Below are 18,990 nucleotides of genomic sequence, written 5' to 3'. Positions count from 1 at the left end.
GCAATCACCCGTCTGACCGGGGCACCGGCACCGGCCGCCCGGCCGGCGGGGTGGCCGGCGGCGCGGGCGCGGGCGCCACGTCGCGCAGCAGATGGGTGAACGCCGCCTCGTCGACGACCGGTGTGCCGTACTCCGCCGCCTTCACCGTCTTCGACGTCGCCGACCCCGGATCGTTCGTCACCAGCAGGCTCGTCCTGCGCGAGACGCTGGTGGCGACATGCAGGCCCGCCTCGACGGCCCGGTCCTCCAGCAGCTCGCGGTCGACCGAGGTGTCACCCGAGAACGCCACCCGCATCCCCTGCGCGAGCGGCTTGTCGCTCTCGTACCGCCCCGGATTCGGATACGGGCTGGGCGGCAGCCGGCGCGACGGCCGCCAGGTCCCCGGACGGTGCGTCGGCTGATGGCCGATCAGCGGTGTCGCCGGGCTCTCCGACCACTCCGTCAGCGGCAGGCATTCCAGCAGCGGCAGCCGTACGCCGTCGCGCGCCGCCGCGTGCAGGCTCGGCCGGAACGCCTCCGCGAGCACCCGGGCGTCGTCCAGCGCGTGGTGCGCGCGCTGCTGCCTGACGCCGAAGTGCTCGGCGAGCGTCGCCAACTTGTGGTTGGGCAGCGGCAGTCGAAGCTCCCTGGCGAGCGCGATCGTGCACAGCCGCTGACGCGTCGGCACGGTCGCCCGCGCGCGGGCGTACTCCCGGGCGATCATGGACCAGTCGAAGGCCGCGTTGTGCGCGACCAGCACCCGGTCCGCGAGCCGCTCCGCGAACTCGTCCGCGACATCCCTGAACAGCGGCGCGCCCGCCAGCACATCGGTCGTCAGACCGTGGATCCAGACCGGGCCGGGATCCCGCTCGGGGTTGACCAGCGTGTACCAGTGGTCCTCGACGTCGCCCCGCGCGTCCAGCCGGTACACCGCCGCGGACACTATCCGGTCGTCACGGGCGAGTCCGGTGGTCTCCACGTCGACGACCGCGTATCCCCGGGGGTACGCGGCCGGCCACATCGCTGAAGTCGCGGGGTCGTCGAGCATGGTCACAGAGAATACGGGCCACGACTGACAGTCCGTGACGCGCCTCTGACCGTTCGTCGGCCCGCGCGCGGGGCACGGTGCTGACGGATCGTCCGGTCACCCGTTGGTGGAAGCCCACAGATTCCGCTGACAGAACGTCTCACATACTTGTCAGTAACAACATCTAGCCGGGGCCGCGCGCCCCGCCCTACCGTGCTCGCATGCCGCCGAACCTGCCTGATGTCGTGCTGTGGTCGATCCCCGCGTTCGTCCTGCTCACCCTTGTGGAGGTGGTGAGTTACCGCCTCCATCCCGACGAGGACGCCGCCGGCTACTCGGGCAAGGACGCCGCCACCAGTCTCTCCATGGGACTCGGCAGCCTCGGCTTCGACCTCCTGTGGAAGATCCCCGTCGTCGCGATCTACACGGCGGCCTACGAACTGACGCCCCTACGGGTCCCGGTCCTGTGGTGGACGATCCCGCTGATGCTTCTCGCGCAGGACTTCCTCTACTACTGGTCCCACCGGGGCCACCATGTCGTCCGCATCCTGTGGGCCTGCCACGTGGTGCACCACTCCAGCAGGAAGTTCAACCTCAGCACCGCGCTGCGCCAGCCCTGGACCTCGCTCACGGTCTGGCCGTTCTACCTTCCGTTCGTCCTGCTCGGCGCCCATCCGGCGGCGCTCGCCTTCTGCTCGTCGGCGAACCTCGTCTACCAGTTCTGGGTGCACACCGAGCGGATAGGCAGACTGCCCCGGCCCGTCGAGTACCTGTTCAACACGCCCTCCCACCACCGGGTGCACCACGCCTCCCAAGGCGGCTACCTGGACCGTAACTTCGGCGGGATCCTGATCGTCTGGGACCGGCTCTTCGGCTCCTTCACGGCCGAGACCGAGCGGCCCGTCTTCGGCCTCACGAAGAACATCGAGACCTACAACCCGCTGCGGGTCGCCACCCACGAGTACGCGGCCATCGCACGCGACGTACGGGCGGCGCGCGACTGGCGCGAACGGGCCGGACGGATCTTCCGCGGACCCGGCTGGCAGCCCGAGTGAGGGGCCGTCACGCGAAACCGCTGCTCGCGGCCTTCGCCCTCGCCGCCGTCGCCGAGCTGGTGAGCGTCGCCGCGGACGCGCGGACGGGTCAACTCCTCGCCAAGCCCCTGCTGATGCCGCTGCTCGCCGCGTACGTGGCCGCCCGAGGCGGTCCGCGGCTGCTCGTCGCGGCGCTGCTCCTCGGCTGGGGCGGCGACGTGTTCCTGCTCTTCCCGGCCGACGGGGCGTTCCTCGCGGGCATGGGCTGCTTCGCCGCCGGACACCTCTGCTACCTCGCGCTGTTCGGCCGCCGTCGCACCCGCGTCGGCCCGGCCGTCGGATACGGCCTGGCGCTCGTCGTGACGCTCGCCCTGCTGTGGTCCGGCCTCCCGGCCGAACTCCGCGTCCCCGTCGCCGTGTACAGCCTCCTGCTGGCCGCCATGGCCTGCCGGGCGAGCGCTCTCGGCGCCCTCGCGGGCACGGGCGGCGCGCTCTTCCTGCTCTCCGACACGCTCATCGCCCTCGGCGTCGCCGGCCGGCCGGAGCCGCCGGCCGCCGATCTGTGGGTCATGGTCACCTATCTCGCGGCGCAGGCCCTGCTGACGGCGGGGATCCTGGCGGACCGCTCGCGCGTACGCGCCCGTACACCCGCCCCCGCACATGACTGAGCGGGCCGCCCGTCGAGGCGGCCCGCCCACCCACTCACACGGTCGCTGTTACCAGCGGACGGCGTCCAGCGCGTCGATCACGCCGGCCCCGTAGAAGCCGTTCTTGTTCTTGCCGCCCTCGCACACCGCGTCGACGGTGCCGTCACCGTCGATGTCGTACGGGTTGGTGCACGACGTCGCGTCGGCCTGGGTGGTCAGCAACGTCTTCACCAGCCACGGCGAGGCGTACGGGTGCTTCGACTTGATCAGCGCCGCGACACCCGCCGCGTGCGGGGAGGCCATCGACGTACCACCCTTGTAGCCGAAGCCACCACCGGGCAGCGTGCTGAGGATCAGACCGTTGACGGCGGGCGCCTCCGGCGTCTGGTACGCCGTCAGGTCGCCGCCGGGAGCGGCGACGTCGATGACACCGTTGCCGTAGTTGGAGTACGACGCCTTCAGGTTCTTCGCACCGGTCGCGGAGACCGTCACGACACCCGCCACCTGCGACGGGATGTCCAGGCACTCGTCCGGGTCGATGACCCGCTCGCCCGGAGTGGTGTCGTTCGGGCTGGAGTCGTCCGTCAGCTCGTCGGCCGCCAGGTCCAGGTCCGAGTTGCCGGCGGCGGCGACGTTCACGACGCCCTTGCCCTCGGCGTACCGGGTGGCCCGGGTGACGGCGTCCGCCAGGGCCTTCTGGTCCGGGTCGTCCTCGCAGTTGAACAGCCACGGGTCGGTGTAGTAGCTGTTGTTCGTCACATCGACACCGTGCTCCGCGGCCCAGATGAAGCCGCAGACGACCGCTTCCGTGTAGAAGAAGCCGTCGGGCTGCGACACCTTGATGCCGGAGACCTTTACGCCCGGAGCGACACCGGTGACACCGGTGCCGTTCTTGGCCGCGGCGATCGTGCCCGCGACGTGCGTGCCGTGGTCACTCTCCCCGGGGCCCGGACGCCAGGCGCCGTCAGCCGTGTTGGGCGTACCGCCCACACAGCTGACCGAGGCGCGGCGGTCGAAGTTCGGCGCGAGATCGGGGTGGGTGTCGTCGACACCCGTGTCGATCACGCCGACCGTGACCTTGCTGCTGCCGAGCGACTTCTTGTGCGCCTTGTCGGCCTTGATGGCCGGCAGGTCCCACTGAAGGGGCTCCAGCGCGTCCTGCTCGTCCGACGCCTTCGCCTCGGCGGCCTTGGCCTCCTTGGCGGACAGCGGCTGCTCGGCCTCGATGTCCGTGGTGGTCTGGGCCGCCATCGGCTTCGTGCGGGTGGCCCCCGCCGACGCCACGCCCCGGACCTTGCGGATCGTCTTGCCGAACTCCGGGTTCTGCGAGTGGACGACGATGACACCTATCTGGTCGTAGGCGATCACGACGGTCCCGCCGGCCTCGGCGATGGCCTTCTTCACCGACTTGACGGTGGAGTGCCCGCCGTTGGTGTTCACGACGTACGACAGCTTCGGGCCGTCCGCCGAGACCGCGGCCGGCACGTCGGCCGGGGCCGCCGAGGCGGACCCGGCCGGCAGGAAGCCGAGCGAGGCGATGAGCGCCAGGCCGACGGGCATGACCAGGACGCGCCGTCGTCTGGATCTCAGATGAGCCATGGGTTCTCCACATCATCCGTGAGGCCGCCCCCGCGCACGTTGCGCATGGGCGGGTACATGACGAGCGAAGCTATCTCTGAACGTCGCTGCTCAGCAACGATTTCGGTCAGAAAAACGCGGGTGTTGAACCACTTCGCCGCGCACTCCGTGCCGTTGTCAGGGGGTGGAGCACCATCGCCCCCCGAGTGAGGACACCTGATGACCACCCCTACCGCACCCGCGTCACGAGGAGATTCCGTGGCTACCGATGGACCGCCGCCGCCCAAGGGCGATTCGGACACCAGCCCCGCCCAGCCCACGACAGCCCAGTTCGTAGAGGTCCAGGAGAGCGCCGAGTTCGGTGAACTGCGCCGTACCTACCGCTCCTTCGCCTTCCCCCTGACCATCGCCTTCATCGCCTGGTACCTGCTGTACGTCCTGCTGTCCAACTACGCCGGCGGCTTCATGGGCACCAAGCTCTTCGGCAACATCAACGTCGCCTTCGTCTTCGGCCTCGGTCAGTTCCTCACCACCTTCCTCATCGCCTGGTTCTACTCGAAATTCGCATCGCGGAGGCTCGACCCCCAGGGCGCGGCGATCAAGTCCCGTATGGAGGCCGACCTGTGAGCCCGACCATCCAGCTGAGCGAGGCCGCGGGGATCCACCTCGCCAACTCCGACGCCAGCGAACACCGGCCGCTGATCATCACGCTCTTCGCGCTGTTCGTCATCGCGACCCTCGTCATCACCGTGTGGGCCGGCCGGCAGACCAAGAGCGCCGCCGACTTCTACGCGGGCGGACGGCAGTTCACCGCCTTCCAGAACGGCCTCGCGGTCTCCGGCGACTACATGTCCGCCGCGTCCTTCCTCGGAATCGCCGGCGCCATCGCCCTCTTCGGATACGACGGCTTCCTCTACTCCATCGGCTTCCTGGTCGCCTGGCTCGTCGCCCTGCTGCTGGTCGCCGAACCGCTGCGCAACTCCGGCCGCTACACCATGGGCGACGTCCTCGCCTACCGGATGCGCCAGCGCCCCGTCCGTACGGCCGCCGGCGCCTCCACCATCGTCGTCTCGATCTTCTACCTGCTCGCCCAGATGGCCGGCGCGGGCGTGCTCGTCTCGCTGCTGCTCGGCATCACCAGCGACGCGGGCAAGATCCTGATCGTCGCCCTGGTCGGCATCCTGATGATCGTGTACGTGACCATCGGCGGCATGAAGGGCACCACCTGGGTCCAGATGGTCAAGGCCGTCCTGCTCATCGCGGGCACCCTGCTCATCACCTTCCTGGTGCTGCTGAAGTTCAACTTCAACGTCTCCGACCTCCTCGGCACCGCCGCCTCCAACAGCGGCAAGGGCTCGTCCTTCCTGGAGCCCGGACTCAAGTACGGCCTCACGGAGACCTCGAAGCTCGACTTCATCTCCCTGGGCATCGCGCTCGTCCTCGGCACCGCCGGACTGCCGCACATCCTGATCCGCTTCTACACGGTGCCCACGGCCAAGGCGGCCCGTAAGTCCGTCAACTGGGCCATCGGCATCATCGGCGGCTTCTACCTGATGACCATCGCCCTCGGCTTCGGCGCGGCGGCGCTGCTCACCCCGAAGGAGATCACCGATTCCAACCCTGCGGGCAACACGGCGGCGCCACTGCTCGCCATGGAGATCGGCGGCGGCGGTGACTCCACCGGCGGCGCCATCCTGCTCGCCGTGATCTCCGCGGTCGCCTTCGCCACCATCCTCGCGGTCGTGGCCGGCCTGACACTGGCGTCCTCGTCGTCGTTCGCGCACGACATCTACGCCAACGTCATCCGCCGGGGCAAGGCCACCGAGAAGGAGGAGGTGCGCGCGGCGCGCTACGCGACCGTCGCCATCGGCATCGTCTCCATCGCGCTCGGCGCCCTCGCCCGTGACCTGAACGTCGCCGGTCTGGTGGCCCTCGCCTTCGCGGTCGCCGCCTCCGCCAACCTGCCGACGCTCCTCTACAGCCTCTTCTGGAAGAGGTTCACGACCGTGGGCGCGCTCTGGTCGATCTACGGCGGACTCGCCTCGTCCGTCCTGCTGGTGCTGTTCTCGCCGGTCGTCTCCAGCAAGCCCAGCTCGATGTTCCCGGGCGTGGACTTCGCCTTCTTCCCGCTGGAGAACCCGGGTCTCATCTCGATCCCGCTGGGCTTCCTGCTCGGCTGGCTGGGCTCCCTCCTCTCCAAGGAGGAGCCCGACGTCAAGAAGTACGCCGAGCTGGAGGTCAAGTCGCTCACCGGCACCGGAGCGCACTGATCGTCTTCCGCCGAAGCGGGCACACATGGCGTGGCCGCGTCGTAGAGTCCTACGACGCGGCCACGCCGCTCCTTGTGGCAAACGGCCCCGGCCGTTGTCAGAGGTCTGCCGTACGCTCGAAGGACACCACGAGGGAAGGGGGCTCAGCGTGCTCATCGACACCTATGGCCGAGTAGCCACCGACCTGCGCGTCTCGCTCACCGACAAGTGCAATCTCCGGTGTACGTACTGCATGCCGGAGGAGGGCCTTCAGTGGCTCGCCAAGCCCGACCTCCTCACCGACGACGAGATCGTCAGACTCGTCCGTATCGCCGTGACCCGCCTCGGAGTCCGCGACGTGCGCTTCACCGGCGGCGAGCCGCTGCTGCGCCCCGGTCTCGTCGGGATCGTCGAGCGCTGCGCGGCCCTCACCCCCCGCCCCAAGATGTCGCTGACGACCAACGGCATAGGGCTGCGGCGTACGGCCTCGGCGCTCAAGGCCGCCGGTCTCAACCGGGTCAACGTCTCGCTCGACACCCTGCGTCCCGACGTCTTCAAGACGCTCACCAGGCGCGACCGCCACCAGGACGTGCTCGACGGACTGGCCGCCGCACGGGACGCCGGACTCACCCCCGTCAAGGTCAACACCGTGCTGATGCCGGGGCTCAACGGCGACGAGGCTCCCGAGCTGCTCGCCTGGGCCGTCCGGCACGGCTACGAACTGCGCTTCATCGAGCAGATGCCCCTCGACGCCCAGCACGGCTGGAAGCGGGACGGGATGATCACCGCCGGTGACATCCTCCAGTCGCTGAGCACCCGCTTCACGCTCACCGAGGAGGGCGGCGAGGAGCGCGGGTCCGCCCCCGCCGAGCGCTGGATCGTGGACGGCGGACCGCACCGGGTCGGTGTCATCGCCTCCGTCACCCGCCCGTTCTGCTCGGCCTGCGACCGCACCAGGCTCACCGCCGACGGTCAGGTGCGCAACTGTCTGTTCGCCCGGGAGGAGACCGATCTGCGGGCCGCCCTGCGCTCGGACGCCACCGACGAGGACGTCGCGAGGATCTGGAAGCTGGCGATGTGGGGCAAGAAGGCGGGCTCCGGACTGGACGACCCGTCGTTCCTCCAGCCCGACCGGCCCATGTCAGCCATCGGCGGCTGAGCTGTCCCGCTCCCACGCGGCCAGGGTGACGACATCCTTGAGGAAACCGCGTACACCGAGGAACGACGACAGGTGTTCGCGGTGCTCGTCGCAGGCCAGCCAGGTCTTACGGCGCTCGGGCGTGTGCAGCTTGGGGTTGTTCCACGCCAGTACCCACACGGCGGGCGCACGGCAGCCCTTGGCCGAGCAGACGGGGCTGTCGGGTCCGGAAGAGGCGCCGGGGAGATCGAAGAGGTCCACGGCCCCAAGACTAGGCCGGGACCGGAGCGTGCGGAGAGCGGGTCCGGGGGTGACACCCTCCGGAGAAAAGGCGACGCCGAGCAGCCACGGGGGGAGCTGCCCGGCGTCGGTCCGTCGCTCCGACGGGGGATGCGGAGCGCCTACAAAGTATGTCACGGCTCATGGGGTCAGGTGCACCGGAACTTCATGATTGATCTGAGCTTTTCTTGAGCTTCGGGCCTCGCCCCGCTCAGCCCCGCTCGCGCGGGGGAGCGGGGTGTTCGAAGTTCGCGGACCGCGCGCCGGATTCCGCTCCACCGGAGACCGGGGCGGGAGCGATCATCGGCCGGGCCGGCGGGGCGAGATGGGTCGACGGCAGCGAACCGGCGTTCTCCCGGCCCCCGTTGGCGAATACAACAGCCACGTAGGGCAGCAGAATGCCCAGTACAAGACCGGCAATCGCCACATAACGCTCCACATTCCACAGAACCACCGCCAGGATGATCCCGAGCGTGCGCACCAGCATGGAGATGACATAGCGCCGCTGTCTGCCGCGCACGTCCTCGTCGAGTCCCCGCCGCGCGCCTGTGATACGGAAAACCTCGGCGCTGCGCTGCTTCCGCATCACGATCCACCACCCGATTCCCTCGCCGGCCGCTCCCCGTGCCGGACCCGCTCAACGGTACGCCCGCCCTGCGCCCGCTACGAGAGGGGGTACCGCCCGAGCGCTGCGCACCGTACCTGCGCCCGGCCACGTACGGCCGTGTTCGACATGCGGCGTACGCCGGACACGCCGAGACTGGCCGCACTGCGCAGAGCGCGCCGCACGAGGAGGCGACCATGAACTGGCTGTGGGCAATCATCGTGGGCCTGGTGCTGGGACTGATCGCCAAGGCGATCATCCCCGGCAAGCAGCGCATCCCCCTGTGGCTGACGATCATCTTCGGCATCCTGGGCGGCATGCTGGGCAACGCCGCGTCCGGCTGGCTGGGAGTCCAGGACACCAGAGGCTTCGACTGGACCCGGCATGTGCTCCAGGTGATCGGCGCCGTCATCGTCGTGGGGGTGGGCGACATGGTCTGGTCGTCGTTCCGGCACGGCAGAGGACGGACGACCCCCAGGTAGGACTCCCGGCAGCGGGCGGACAGCGCCGGGGCCCGGTACGCGCATCGCGTACCGGGCCCCGGCGTCGTCCCACGACCGGCTCAGGGAGCCGCGTCCGCCGTGACCTCTACCGCCGCCAGGTTCTTCTTGCCCCGGCGCAGCACCAGCCAGCGCCCGTGCAGCAGCTCCCCGGCGTCCGGTACGGCCTCGGCGTCCGTGACCTTGACGTTGTTCACGTACGCGCCGCCCTCCTTCACCGTCCGGCGGGCCGCCGACTTGCTCGGCGCCAGACCGACCTCGGTCAGCAGATCCACCATCGGCGCCAGCTCCGCCACCCGCGCGTGCGGTACCTCGGACAGGGCCGCCGCCAGCGTCGCCGCGTCCAGCCCGGTCAGCTCGCCCTGGCCGAACAGCGCCTTCGACGCCGCGACCACACCCGCGCACTGCTCGGCGCCGTGGACCAGCGTCGTCAGCTCCTCGGCCAGCGCACGCTGCGCCGCGCGCGCCTGCGGACGCTCCTCGGTCAGCTTCTCCAGCTCCTCGATCTCCGCGCGGGACTTGAAGCTGAAGATCCGCAGGAACTTGGAGACGTCCCGGTCGTCCGCGTTCAGCCAGAACTGGTAGAACGCGTACGGTGTCGTCCGCTCGGGGTCCAGCCAGACGGTCCCGGACTCCGTCTTGCCGAACTTGGTGCCGTCGGCCTTCGTGATCAGCGTGGTCGCCAGGGCGTGCACCGACGCCTCGGGCTCGACCCGGTGGATCAGATCCGTACCCGCGGTGAGATTGCCCCACTGGTCGCTGCCGCCGGTCTGGAGCGTGCAGCCGTGGCGCCGGTACAGCTCCAGGAAGTCCATGCCCTGGAGGATCTGGTAGCTGAACTCGGTGTAGCTGATGCCCGCGTCGGAGTTCAGCCGCCGCGCGACCGCCTCCTTCGCGATCATCTTGTTGACCCGGAAGTACTTCCCGACGTCACGCAGGAAGCTGATCGCCGACAGACCCGACGTCCAGTCCAGGTTGTTGACCATGGTCGCGGCGTGCGGACCCTCGAAGTCCAGGTACCGCTCGATCTGCCCGCGCAGCCGCTCGACCCACTCGCCGACGACCTCGGGCGCGTTCAGCGTGCGCTCCGAGTTCGGCTTGGGGTCGCCGATCAGACCCGTGGCCCCGCCGACCAGGCCCAGCGGACGGTTCCCCGCCAGCTGCAACCGGCGCATGGTGAGAATCTGGACCAGATTCCCCAGATGCAGACTGGGCGCGGTCGGGTCGAAGCCGCAATAGAACGTGACGGGGCCGTCCGCGAACGCCTTGCGCAATGCGTCCTCGTCGGTGGACAGGGCGATCAGCCCGCGCCACCGCAGCTCGTCGACGATATCCGTCACGTTTCTCGCGTCTCCTTCGATGAATCAGGCCCGATGGGCCAGGTCCGTCCGGCGCCCATGGCGCCGGAACCCCTTCGAGGTTATACGCCCTGGCTGACCGAACTCATATTGAAATCAGGCACACGCAGCGCGGGCATCGCGGCCCGGGTGAAGTAGTCGCCCCACTCACGCGGCAGCGTCTTCTCGGTCCGGCCCGCCTCCGACGCCCGCGACAACAGGCCGACCGGCGACTCGTTGAAGCGGAAGTTGTTCACCTCGCCGACGACCTCGCCGTTCTCGACCAGATAGACACCGTCGCGCGTCAGCCCCGTCAGCAGCAGCGTGGCCGGGTCGACCTCGCGGATGTACCACAGGCACGTCAGCAGCAGCCCGCGCGTGGTGCCGGCGACCATCTCCTCCAGCGAACGCTCACCGCCGCCGTCCAGGATCAGATTGTCGGCGCCCGGCGCGAGCGGCAGCCCGGTCAGCTCCGCGCTGTGCCGGGAGGTGACCAGCCGGTCCAGCCTGCCGTCCTTGATCCAGTCGGTCGCGCGCAGCGGCAGCCCGTTGTCGAACACCGACGAGTCGTCGCCCGACGCGTGCGCGATCACGAACGGGGCGGATTCCAGGCCCGGTTCGTTCGGATCGCTGCGCAGCGACAGCGGCAGCTCGGCGAGGGAGTCACCGACACGCGTACCGCCGCCGGGCTTGGAGAAGACCGTACGGCCCTCGGCGGCGTCCCGCGCGGAGGACGACCACAGCTGGTAGATCAGCAGATCGGCCACCGCCGTGGGCGGCAGCAGCGTCTCGTACCGCCCCGCGGGCAGCTCGATCCGGCGCTCCGCCCAGCCCAGGCGCTTCGCCAGCTCCGCGTCCAGCGCCGCCGGATCGACATCCTTGAAGTCCCGCGTCGCCCGCCCCGCCCACGCCGACCGCGACCGGTCGGGGGACTTGGCGTTCAGCTCCAGCGTGCCGTTCGGCTGGTCATGGCGCAGCCGTACACCGGTCGACGTGCCCAAGTACGTCGACGTCAGCTCGTGGTTCGCGAAGCCGTACAGCTCACGGCCGCCGGCCCGGGCGCGCGCGAAGGACTCGCCGAGCGCGGGCGCGAAGTCCGCGAAGACGGCGGACGTCGTCTCGGCGGGCTCCTCGGTGAAGTCCTTCGACGCCGGTCCGGCCTCCACGAGCGGCCGGGCGTCCTCGGCGGGGCCCGCACCACGGGCGGCGGCCTCGGCGGCCCGCACCAGCGGCTCCAACTCGTCGGCGGTGACGGCGGATCGCGACACCACACCGGAGGCGGTGCCCTCCTTGCCGTCGACGGTCGCGATGACGGTGAGCGTACGGCCGCGGGTCAGGCCGTTCGTCGTCAGCGCGTTGCCCGCCCAGCGGAGGTTGGCGGTCGAGTGCTCGTCGGCGATGACCACGCAGCCGTCGGCGGTGGACAGTTCGAGTGCCCGCTCGACGATCTCGTGCGGCTTGCTGCTCGTGCTCAACTTCCGGCCTCCTGCGTCGTGTTGAGAATGTTCACACCTCGGAACAGGGCCGACGGGCAGCCGTGGGAGACCGCCGCGACCTGGCCCGGCTGGGCCTTGCCGCAGTTGAAGGCGCCGCCGAGGACATAGGTCTGCGGTCCGCCGACCGCCTCCATCGAGCCCCAGAAGTCCGTCGTCGTCGCCTGGTAGGCGACGTCCCTCAGCTGACCGGCCAGCTTGCCGTTCTCGATCCGGAAGAACCGCTGCCCGGTGAACTGGAAGTTGTAGCGCTGCATGTCGATCGACCACGACCGGTCACCGACCACATAGATCCCGCGCTCCACACCGCCGATCAGATCCTCCGTACCGAGCCCGCCCGGATCCGGCTTCAGCGACACGTTCGCCATGCGCTGCACCGGCACATGGGCCGGGGAGTCGCCGTACGCGCAGCCGTTGGAGCGGTCGAAGCCCGTGAGCTTCGCGATCCGCCGGTCCAACTGGTAGCCGATGAGCGTGCCGTCCTTGACGAGGTCCCACGACTGGGCCTCGACACCCTCGTCGTCGTAGCCGATCGTCGCCAGACCGTGCTCCGCCGTCCGGTCACCCGTCACATTCATGATCGACGAGCCGTACGCCAGCTTTCCCAGCTGGTCGAAGGTCGCGAAGGACGTCCCGGCGTACGCCGCCTCGTACCCCAGCGCCCGGTCCAGCTCCGTCGCGTGCCCGATCGACTCGTGGATCGTCAGCCAGAGGTTCGACGGGTCGACCACCAGGTCGTACGTCCCCGCCTCCACGCTCGGCGCGCGCATCTTCTCGGCGAGCAGCGCCGGGATCCGCTCCAGCTCGGAGTCCCAGTCCCAGCCGGTGCCCGTCAGATACTCCCAGCCGCGCCCGGCCGGCGGGGCGATCGTGCGCATCGAGTCGAACTCGCCGCTCTCGCCGTCCACCGCGACCGCCGACAACTGCGGGTGCAGCCTGACGCGCTGCTGCGTGGTGACGGTGCCCGCCGTGTCCGCGTAGAACTTGTTCTCGTGGACGGTCAGCAGCGAGGCGTCCACATGCGCGACACCGTCCGCGCGCAGCAGCCGCGCGCTCCACTCCGCGAGAAGCCCCGTCTTGTCCTCGTCCGGCACCTCGAACGGGTCGATCTCGTACGCCGACACCCAGGTCTTCTCCGCGTGCACCGGCTCGTCGGCCAGCTCCACGCGCTCGTCCGAACCCGCCGCCGCGATCACCTTCGCGGACAGTTTGGCCATCGCCACGGCCTGTCCGGCGACCCTGGCCGCCGCGTCCATCGTCATATCGACGCCGGACGCGAAGCCCCACGCGCCGCCGTGCACCACGCGTACCGCGTACCCGACGTCGGTGGAGTCCGACGACCCGGCGGGCTTGGCGTCCCGCAGCCGCCAGGCCGCGCTCCGTACCCGCTCGAACCGGAAATCGGCATGATCGGCGCCGAGCGCCCGCGCCCTGGCGAGCGCCGCGTCGGCGAGCGCCCTCAGCGGCAGTGCCAGAAACGACTGATCGACCTCATGGGGCACGTCGGCCTCCCTTTCACACGCCTCGGTAAAGGTGTCCGCAGTGAATCATGCGGTACGGAGGTGAGTTTCGCCGCGTTTATGTAGGGACCCCACAGTGACCGTACCGAGGCGCTGTCCATGCCCGAGTCCACGGACCGACGCGGGGACCGATAGGTTTTCCAGGTACCAGACAGCTACGAAAGGTGCTCCGTTGAGCCGCTCGGTTCTCGTCACCGGAGGAAACCGGGGCATCGGCCTTGCCATTGCCCTGGCCTTCGTCGGCAACGGCGACAAGGTCGCCATCACCTACCGCACGGGCGAACCGCCCGAGGCCCTGACGGAGGCCGGTTGCCTGGCCGTCCGGTGCGACATCACCGACGCCGAGCAGGTGGAGCAGGCCTACAAGGAGATCGAGGAGACGCACGGTCCCGTGGAGGTGCTGGTCGCCAACGCCGGTGTGACCAAGGACCAGTTGCTGATGCGGATGTCCGAGGAGGACTTCACGTCCGTACTCGACACCAACCTCACCGGCACCTTCCGCGTCGTCAAGCGCGCCAACCGCGCCATGCTGCGCGCCAAGAAGGGCCGGGTCGTACTGATCTCCTCGGTCGTCGGGCTGCTCGGCTCGGCCGGCCAGGCGAACTACGCGGCCTCCAAGGCGGGGCTGGTCGGCTTCGCCCGCTCGCTCGCCCGTGAACTCGGCTCGCGCAACATCACGTTCAACGTCGTGGCGCCCGGTTTCGTCGACACCGACATGACCAAGGTGCTCACCGACGAGCAGCGCAAGAACATCGTCGCCCAAGTCCCCCTCGGTCGTTACGCGCAGCCCGAGGAGATCGCGGCAGCGGTCCGCTTCCTCGCCTCGGACGACGCCTCGTACATCACTGGAGCCGTCATTCCCGTTGACGGCGGATTGGGCATGGGTCACTGATCACATGAGTGGAATCCTCGCCGGCAAGCGCATCCTCGTCACGGGTGTCCTCACCGACTCCTCCATCGCCTTCCACGCGGCCAAGGTCGCGCAGGAAGAGGGCGCGGACGTCATTCTCACCGGCTTCGGGCGTCTGTCGCTCGTGGAGCGCATCGCGAAGAGGCTGCCCAAGCCCGCCCCCGTCATCGAGGTGGACGTCACCAACCAGGAGCACCTGGACTCCCTCGTCGACCGGATCCGTGAGCACCAGGGCGAGGGCGCGAGCCTCGACGGCGTCGTGCACTCGATCGCCTTCGGCCCGCAGGGAGTCTTCAACTTCCTGGAGGCGGACTGGGAGGACGTCGGCACGGCGGTCCATGTCTCGGCGTACTCGCTCAAGTCGCTGACCACGGCCTGTCTGCCGCTGATGGAGCGCGGCGGTTCGGTCGTCGGGCTCACCTTCGACGCGCAGTTCGCCTGGCCCAAGTACGACTGGATGGGCGTCGCGAAGGCGGCGCTCGAATCCACCAACCGCTATCTCGCGCGTGATCTGGGCGCCCGGAACATCCGCTGCAACCTCATCTCGGCCGGCCCCCTCAAGTCGATGGCCGCCAAGTCCATCCCGGGCTTCGAGGAACTGGCCGACGTGTGGAACCACCGCGCGCCGATCGGCTGGGACCTGGCCGACCCGGAGCCGACGGGTCGCGGCGTCGTCGGGCTGCTGTCGGACTTCTTCCCGAAGACGACGGGCGAGATCGTCCACGTCGACGGCGGCGTCCACATGATGGGTGCCTGAGGATCCGAGGCCGCGGGGGGGGGGGGGGGGGGGGGGGGGGGGGGGGGGGGGGGGGGGGGGGGGGGGGGGGGCCGGCCGCCCGGGGGGGGGGGGCGCGGGGCCCCCCCCCCCCCCGCCCCCCCCACGGCTCCGTGCTTTCCCGCGCCCCTTCCGGGCCGTTGATCACCGTCCGTGTCCGTCCGAGTCGAGAACGGCGACGAATCCCCGCAGACTGATCGCGGAGGAGGTGTCGCTGTGTACCGGAAAGCGCGCAAGGTGGCCGCCTCGCTGACGGTGGCGGTGCTGATCGTGGCGGGCCTCGCCGTCACCGCCGTCGTACGGGACGAGTCGCCGCCGCCGGTGGCCAGGTCCTCGGCGGCCGACATCATGGGCGTCAACGGGGTCACGGCGGACGACGGCGACGAGCGCGAGGACCGGGCGCGCGAGCCCTTCGGGGCCTCCTGCCGTACGAAGGCGGAGGGCTCCCTGGTGACAGCCCTCTGCCACAACCCGTATCCGGAGACCGACCGCGTCCAGCTGCACATCGAGTGCGTGCGCTGGTGGGACGTCGACTCCGACAGCGCACCGGCCGAGACCGGGCCCGCCGGCTACGCCCGGCTCAGCGGGCGCTGCTGGAAGGAGGTCGAATCGGCCTGGGTCAGCCACGAGCGGGTCACGCCCTGACCGGTCAGGCGTTGGTGACCGTCTCGCGCAGGCAGGTGAACGCGTGGCTCGCCGCCTCCGTCCCCGCCGTCTCCGCGTCCCGCGCCCTGATCGCCGCGACCAGCCGCGCGTGGTCCAGATGGAACGCCGGCCGCAGCTCACGCCCCACGTCCGCGCGCAGCCCGTCGCGCATCAGCTCGCTCAGGTCCGCGTAGAGCGCGGTCAGCACCTCGTTGTGCGAGGCCGCGACCACCGCCAGGTGCAGGGTCGCGTCCGCCGCGACGAACAGCTCGGCGTCCCCGCCCGACCAGGCCTCCTCGCGGCGTGCCAGCAGCGTCTCCAGCTGCCGCATGTCCCGCTCCGTACGCCGCTCGGCCGCCAGGCGCGCCGCCGAGGCCTCCAGGGTGGAGCGCACCTCCGCGATGTGCCGGGCGTCGGCGTCGGCGAACCGGCGGTGCATCACACCGGCCAGCTCGCTCGTCGCGACGACATAGGTGCCCGAGCCCTGCCGGATGTCCAGGAGCCCGTTGTGCGCCAGGGCGCGGACGGCCTCACGGACGGTGTTACGGGCCACCCCCAGCTGCTCGACCAGCTCGGCCTCGGTGGGGATGCGTGAGCCCACCGGCCATTCTCCCGACGTGATCTGGTTCCGCAGCTCGGTGATCACCTGATCGGAGAGCGCGGATCGCCGGGGAGAGGTCAGGGCCATGGTGCTCCAAGTTTCTCAGTGCCGGATCGGACGACCGGGTTGGTCAGGAGGGTTGGCCAGGAGGGTTGGCCAGGAGGGTTGGCCAGGATTGGACAACCAATCATCCCATGATTCTATGATGGCTCCATGCTTGACGAGACCACGACTCCGCTCTCGCCCCGCGAGGACGTTCCGCCCCCGCCGGCCGATCCTCCCGCACCGTCGTCCTCACCGGCGTCGTCCGTGTCCGCCTCGCCCCGGACGACCGCGTGGCTGACCCGGCTCCTCGTCGTGGGACTCGTCCTCGCCGCCGTCAATCTCCGCCCCGCCATCACCAGCCTCGGCGCGCTGCTCGAAGACGTACGCGACGGACTCCATATGAGCGGCAGCGTCGCCGGGGTCCTCACCTCCGTACCGGCGCTCTGTTTCGCCGTCTTCGGCATCACCGCCCCGCGCCTCGCCCGCCGCTTCGGGCCCGGCGCCGTCGTCCTCGCCGGCATGGTGGCCATCACGGCGGGTCTGCTGATCCGCCCCTTCACCAACAGCACGGCCGCCTTCCTCGCGGCCAGCGCCCTCGCGCTGATGGGCATAGCCGTCAGCAATGTGCTGATGCCGGTCATCGTGAAGCGGTACTTCCCCGACCGGGTCGGCACCATGACCGGGCTCTACTCGATGTCCCTGTCCGCCGGCACCGCCGTGGCCGCCGCCGCGACCGTCCCCATGACCACGGCGCTGGGCGGCAGTTGGCGCCTGGGCCTCGGTGTGTGGGCCCTGGTCGCCGCCGTCGCCGTACTGCCGTGGGCCGCGCTCCTCGTACGCGACCGCAGGAGCGGGTCGGCCGGCCCGGAGACGGACGCGGTACGGCGACGGGAGTCCGGACAGGTCGCGGCGCCGGCCCCGAGGATCACCCGCAGCCGGACCGCCTGGGCACTCGGCTGCTTCTTCGGCCTCCAGGCCACGGGCGCCTACATCACCATGGGCTGGATGCCGCAGATCTTCCGCGACGCGGGGGTCTCGGCCGGTACGGCGGGGCTGCTGCTCGCCGTCACCATGGTGATGGGCGTCCCGCTGGCCTTCGTCATCCCGCGACTGGCCACCCGGATGAAGAACCAGGGCCCGATCGTCATCGCCCTCGGCGCCTGCGGTCTGACCGGCTACGCGGGTCTCTTCCTGGCGCCCGCCGCCGGGGCCTGGGTGTGGGCGGTGGTGCTGGGTGTCTCCAACTGCGCCTTCCCCCTGGCGCTCACGATGATCGGCATGCGCGCGAGGACCGGCGCCGGCGTCGTACGGCTGTCCGCCTTCGCGCAGAGCACCGGCTATCTGATCTCCATTCCGGGCCCGCTGCTGGTGGGAGTGCTCTACCAGCACAGCGGCGGCTGGGAACTGCCGATCATGCTCATGGGCGGACTGATGGTGCCGCAGATCATCCTGGGCGTCGTCGCGGGGCGGGACCGGACGATCGAGGACGAGTGCTGAGATGAGAAACTGGGCGCATGCCAGTCCTTGATCCGAATCCCCAGAACGGCCAGAAGAAACTGCTGCTGATGTTCGGCACGATCATCGGCATCATGGTGGTGATCGCCGTCATCGCCTCGATCGCCTCCCCCTGAGCGCCTCCCTATTGAGGGCTCGGTCCGCCTCCGGGCGGCCGGGGTGGTGCTGGCACCACCATCCCCTAGGGGGCCAGGGTCAGGGTCGAGTGGGTGGGTCTCCGGATGGGCGGCGCGGTCGGTGATCCGTAGCTTTGAGGTACCTCAACCGCAGACCTACGGAGGCGGCCATGGCGGCCCCTACGCACACCCGGTCCCACCAGCCGTCCCCCGACGCCGTCGACATCCGTCTGCCCTGGTGGGCCGTCGTGCTCCCGGCCGTCGCGTTCGCCGCGCTGCTCCTGCTGATGGCCGGTCCCGGCCAGGCCGCCGCGTCCGCCGGTGACCCCGGTGTCGGGCAAGTGGTGATCCGGATCCAGCAGACCCTCGCCCGGTAGCGGGCCGGCGACCGCCCCGGTCACCCGGGCGGGCGACCCGTCAACACCCCGCGCCTGACGGCGCATTTCGTGCGAAGCTGGGATGCATGAGCGTCGAATCACCCCGCAGGATTGTCCTACTCCGGCACGCGAAGGCCGACTGGCCCGACGTGGCCGACCACGAGAGGCCGCTCGCCGAGCGAGGCCGCGCGGACGCCCCGGTCGCCGGTCGGCGGCTCGGGGAGACCGGTATCGCCTTCGACCTGGCTCTCTGCTCGACGGCGGCCCGTACGCGCGAGACCTGGAAGCTCGCCGTGCACGAACTGCCGCAGCGGCCCCGGACCGTCTACGAGGACCGGTTGTACGACGCCACGCTCGGCGATCTCCTGGCGCTGCTCACCGAGACGCCGGACGAGGTGAACGACCTCCTGCTGATCGGCCACAACCCCGGCATGCACGCCCTCGCCGACGCCCTCTCGGCCCGCGCCGAGGGCGACGCCCTGGGCCGGCTGACCGCGAGCGCGTTCCCGACCTCGGCGTTCGCCGTGATCGGTTTCACCGGCACCTGGAAGACCGTGGAGCCCGATGTGGGCACGCTGCTCGAATACTGGGCCCCGCACGACTGACCACCGCCCCCGTCTT

The 18,990-nt window shown here is 70.2% G+C and carries 21 protein-coding genes; 13 read left to right on the top strand and 8 right to left on the bottom strand.

Annotated elements, in window-relative coordinates:
* Positions 1 to 4 precede the first annotated feature (4 nt).
* Positions 5 to 1,033 (bottom strand): DEDDh family exonuclease, encoded by a 1,029-nt coding sequence (locus tag ACFYNU_RS12880; RefSeq protein WP_356586142.1) that lies wholly within the window; start codon positions 1,031 to 1,033, stop codon positions 5 to 7.
* 194 nt (positions 1,034 to 1,227) lie between these two features.
* Here ACFYNU_RS12880 and ACFYNU_RS12875 point away from each other — a divergent pair, with 194 nt between their 5' ends.
* On the top strand, positions 1,228 to 2,061 hold the full coding sequence (locus ACFYNU_RS12875) for a sterol desaturase family protein (RefSeq protein ID WP_356586144.1): 834 nt from the start codon (positions 1,228 to 1,230) through the stop codon (positions 2,059 to 2,061).
* The gene (locus tag ACFYNU_RS12870; protein WP_356586146.1) at positions 2,058 to 2,708 is read left to right on the top strand and encodes a lysoplasmalogenase; all 651 of its coding nucleotides are present in this window, start codon (positions 2,058 to 2,060) and stop codon (positions 2,706 to 2,708) included. The genes ACFYNU_RS12875 and ACFYNU_RS12870 overlap by 4 nt, the downstream gene beginning before the upstream one ends.
* Positions 2,709 to 2,756: 48 nt before the next feature.
* Here the strand turns inward: ACFYNU_RS12870 and ACFYNU_RS12865 are convergent, their stop codons facing one another.
* Positions 2,757 to 4,286, bottom strand: a complete 1,530-nt coding sequence (locus ACFYNU_RS12865; RefSeq protein ID WP_356586148.1) for a S8 family serine peptidase — start codon at positions 4,284 to 4,286, stop codon at positions 2,757 to 2,759.
* A gap of 237 nt (positions 4,287 to 4,523) precedes the next feature.
* On the opposite strand from ACFYNU_RS12865, the gene ACFYNU_RS12860 reads away from it, so the two are divergent.
* The 3 genes from ACFYNU_RS12860 to moaA all read left to right on the top strand — a co-directional run bounded on the left by ACFYNU_RS12860 (position 4,524) and on the right by moaA (position 7,673).
* Positions 4,524 to 4,892: a DUF485 domain-containing protein gene (locus ACFYNU_RS12860; RefSeq protein ID WP_356586150.1), complete on the top strand. Its 369-nt coding sequence runs from the start codon at positions 4,524 to 4,526 to the stop codon at positions 4,890 to 4,892.
* Entirely contained in the window at positions 4,889 to 6,535 is a 1,647-nt protein-coding gene (locus ACFYNU_RS12855) for a cation acetate symporter (protein ID WP_388766066.1), read from the top strand. The genes ACFYNU_RS12860 and ACFYNU_RS12855 overlap by 4 nt, the downstream gene beginning before the upstream one ends.
* Positions 6,536 to 6,683: 148 nt before the next feature.
* On the top strand, positions 6,684 to 7,673 hold the full coding sequence (moaA, locus tag ACFYNU_RS12850; RefSeq protein ID WP_356586152.1) for a GTP 3',8-cyclase MoaA: 990 nt from the start codon (positions 6,684 to 6,686) through the stop codon (positions 7,671 to 7,673).
* Here the strand turns inward: moaA and ACFYNU_RS12845 are convergent.
* Positions 7,656 to 7,913 carry a hypothetical protein gene (locus ACFYNU_RS12845; RefSeq protein WP_356586154.1) on the bottom strand — a complete coding sequence of 86 codons (258 nt, stop codon included), beginning with the start codon at positions 7,911 to 7,913 and terminating at the stop codon, positions 7,656 to 7,658. The two genes, moaA and ACFYNU_RS12845, sit on opposite strands and share 18 nt — an antisense overlap.
* A gap of 229 nt (positions 7,914 to 8,142) precedes the next feature.
* The gene (locus ACFYNU_RS12840; RefSeq protein ID WP_356586156.1) at positions 8,143 to 8,517 is read right to left on the bottom strand and encodes a DUF3099 domain-containing protein; all 375 of its coding nucleotides are present in this window, start codon (positions 8,515 to 8,517) and stop codon (positions 8,143 to 8,145) included.
* Positions 8,518 to 8,732: 215 nt separating this feature from the next.
* Here ACFYNU_RS12840 and ACFYNU_RS12835 point away from each other — a divergent pair, with 215 nt between their 5' ends.
* Positions 8,733 to 9,017, top strand: a complete 285-nt coding sequence (locus tag ACFYNU_RS12835) for a GlsB/YeaQ/YmgE family stress response membrane protein (RefSeq protein WP_356586158.1) — start codon at positions 8,733 to 8,735, stop codon at positions 9,015 to 9,017.
* Between the two features lie 80 nt (positions 9,018 to 9,097).
* Here ACFYNU_RS12835 and tyrS read toward each other — a convergent pair whose 3' ends face one another.
* From tyrS to ACFYNU_RS12820, 3 genes are all read right to left on the bottom strand, one after another.
* The gene (tyrS, locus tag ACFYNU_RS12830) at positions 9,098 to 10,375 is read right to left on the bottom strand and encodes a tyrosine--tRNA ligase (protein WP_356586160.1); all 1,278 of its coding nucleotides are present in this window, start codon (positions 10,373 to 10,375) and stop codon (positions 9,098 to 9,100) included.
* 80 nt (positions 10,376 to 10,455) lie between these two features.
* The gene (locus ACFYNU_RS12825) at positions 10,456 to 11,847 is read right to left on the bottom strand and encodes a metallopeptidase TldD-related protein (protein ID WP_356586162.1); all 1,392 of its coding nucleotides are present in this window, start codon (positions 11,845 to 11,847) and stop codon (positions 10,456 to 10,458) included.
* Entirely contained in the window at positions 11,844 to 13,367 is a 1,524-nt protein-coding gene (locus tag ACFYNU_RS12820; RefSeq protein WP_356586164.1) for a TldD/PmbA family protein, read from the bottom strand. The genes ACFYNU_RS12825 and ACFYNU_RS12820 overlap by 4 nt, the downstream gene beginning before the upstream one ends.
* A gap of 190 nt (positions 13,368 to 13,557) precedes the next feature.
* Between ACFYNU_RS12820 and fabG the strand changes: the two genes are divergently transcribed.
* The 3 genes from fabG to ACFYNU_RS12805 all read left to right on the top strand — a co-directional run bounded on the left by fabG (position 13,558) and on the right by ACFYNU_RS12805 (position 15,715).
* Complete coding sequence (gene fabG / locus ACFYNU_RS12815; protein WP_356586166.1) at positions 13,558 to 14,277, top strand: 3-oxoacyl-[acyl-carrier-protein] reductase; 720 nt, start codon at positions 13,558 to 13,560, stop codon at positions 14,275 to 14,277.
* A 4-nt stretch (positions 14,278 to 14,281) separates the two neighbouring features.
* Positions 14,282 to 15,052 (top strand): enoyl-ACP reductase FabI, encoded by a 771-nt coding sequence (fabI, locus tag ACFYNU_RS12810; RefSeq protein ID WP_356586168.1) that lies wholly within the window; start codon positions 14,282 to 14,284, stop codon positions 15,050 to 15,052.
* Between the two features lie 366 nt (positions 15,053 to 15,418).
* Positions 15,419 to 15,715, top strand: coding sequence for a hypothetical protein (locus ACFYNU_RS12805; RefSeq protein ID WP_356597139.1), 297 nt, complete (start codon positions 15,419 to 15,421; stop codon positions 15,713 to 15,715).
* Between the two features lie 4 nt (positions 15,716 to 15,719).
* Here the strand turns inward: ACFYNU_RS12805 and ACFYNU_RS12800 are convergent, their stop codons facing one another.
* The gene (locus ACFYNU_RS12800; protein WP_356597101.1) at positions 15,720 to 16,403 is read right to left on the bottom strand and encodes a FadR/GntR family transcriptional regulator; all 684 of its coding nucleotides are present in this window, start codon (positions 16,401 to 16,403) and stop codon (positions 15,720 to 15,722) included.
* Between the two features lie 126 nt (positions 16,404 to 16,529).
* Here ACFYNU_RS12800 and ACFYNU_RS12795 point away from each other — a divergent pair, with 126 nt between their 5' ends.
* From ACFYNU_RS12795 to ACFYNU_RS12780, 4 genes are all read left to right on the top strand, one after another.
* Entirely contained in the window at positions 16,530 to 17,858 is a 1,329-nt protein-coding gene (locus tag ACFYNU_RS12795; RefSeq protein ID WP_356597103.1) for an MFS transporter, read from the top strand.
* 17 nt (positions 17,859 to 17,875) lie between these two features.
* Positions 17,876 to 17,992, top strand: coding sequence for an SGM_5486 family transporter-associated protein (locus ACFYNU_RS12790; RefSeq protein ID WP_023542633.1), 117 nt, complete (start codon positions 17,876 to 17,878; stop codon positions 17,990 to 17,992).
* 170 nt (positions 17,993 to 18,162) lie between these two features.
* Positions 18,163 to 18,369 carry a hypothetical protein gene (locus tag ACFYNU_RS12785; protein ID WP_356597105.1) on the top strand — a complete coding sequence of 69 codons (207 nt, stop codon included), beginning with the start codon at positions 18,163 to 18,165 and terminating at the stop codon, positions 18,367 to 18,369.
* An 86-nt stretch (positions 18,370 to 18,455) separates the two neighbouring features.
* The gene (locus ACFYNU_RS12780) at positions 18,456 to 18,974 is read left to right on the top strand and encodes a histidine phosphatase family protein (protein WP_356597107.1); all 519 of its coding nucleotides are present in this window, start codon (positions 18,456 to 18,458) and stop codon (positions 18,972 to 18,974) included.
* Positions 18,975 to 18,990: the final 16 nt, after the last annotated feature.

This window comes from Streptomyces sp. NPDC006643 (assembly GCF_042870175.1).
Classification (GTDB): Bacteria; Actinomycetota; Actinomycetes; order Streptomycetales; family Streptomycetaceae; genus Streptomyces.
Note: the sequence above shows the minus strand (reverse complement) of the source record. Positions and strands in the feature narration are given on the sequence as shown.

Bases quoted from the DNA above. Each gene is read 5' to 3' on its own strand.
- ACFYNU_RS12875 (WP_356586144.1), top strand. From the start codon at position 1,228: ATGCCGCCGAACCTGCCTGATGTCGTGCTGTGGTCGATCCCCGCGTTC.
- ACFYNU_RS12865 (WP_356586148.1), bottom strand. From the start codon at position 4,286: ATGGCTCATCTGAGATCCAGACGACGGCGCGTCCTGGTCATGCCCGTC.
- ACFYNU_RS12840 (WP_356586156.1), bottom strand. From the start codon at position 8,517: ATGCGGAAGCAGCGCAGCGCCGAGGTTTTCCGTATCACAGGCGCGCGG.
- ACFYNU_RS12835 (WP_356586158.1), top strand. From the start codon at position 8,733: ATGAACTGGCTGTGGGCAATCATCGTGGGCCTGGTGCTGGGACTGATC.
- fabI (WP_356586168.1), top strand. From the start codon at position 14,282: ATGAGTGGAATCCTCGCCGGCAAGCGCATCCTCGTCACGGGTGTCCTC.
- ACFYNU_RS12805 (WP_356597139.1), top strand. From the start codon at position 15,419: ATGGGCGTCAACGGGGTCACGGCGGACGACGGCGACGAGCGCGAGGAC.
- ACFYNU_RS12800 (WP_356597101.1), bottom strand. From the start codon at position 16,403: ATGGCCCTGACCTCTCCCCGGCGATCCGCGCTCTCCGATCAGGTGATC.
- ACFYNU_RS12795 (WP_356597103.1), top strand. From the start codon at position 16,530: ATGCTTGACGAGACCACGACTCCGCTCTCGCCCCGCGAGGACGTTCCG.
- ACFYNU_RS12790 (WP_023542633.1), top strand. From the start codon at position 17,876: ATGCCAGTCCTTGATCCGAATCCCCAGAACGGCCAGAAGAAACTGCTG.
- ACFYNU_RS12785 (WP_356597105.1), top strand. From the start codon at position 18,163: ATGGCGGCCCCTACGCACACCCGGTCCCACCAGCCGTCCCCCGACGCC.
- ACFYNU_RS12780 (WP_356597107.1), top strand. From the start codon at position 18,456: ATGAGCGTCGAATCACCCCGCAGGATTGTCCTACTCCGGCACGCGAAG.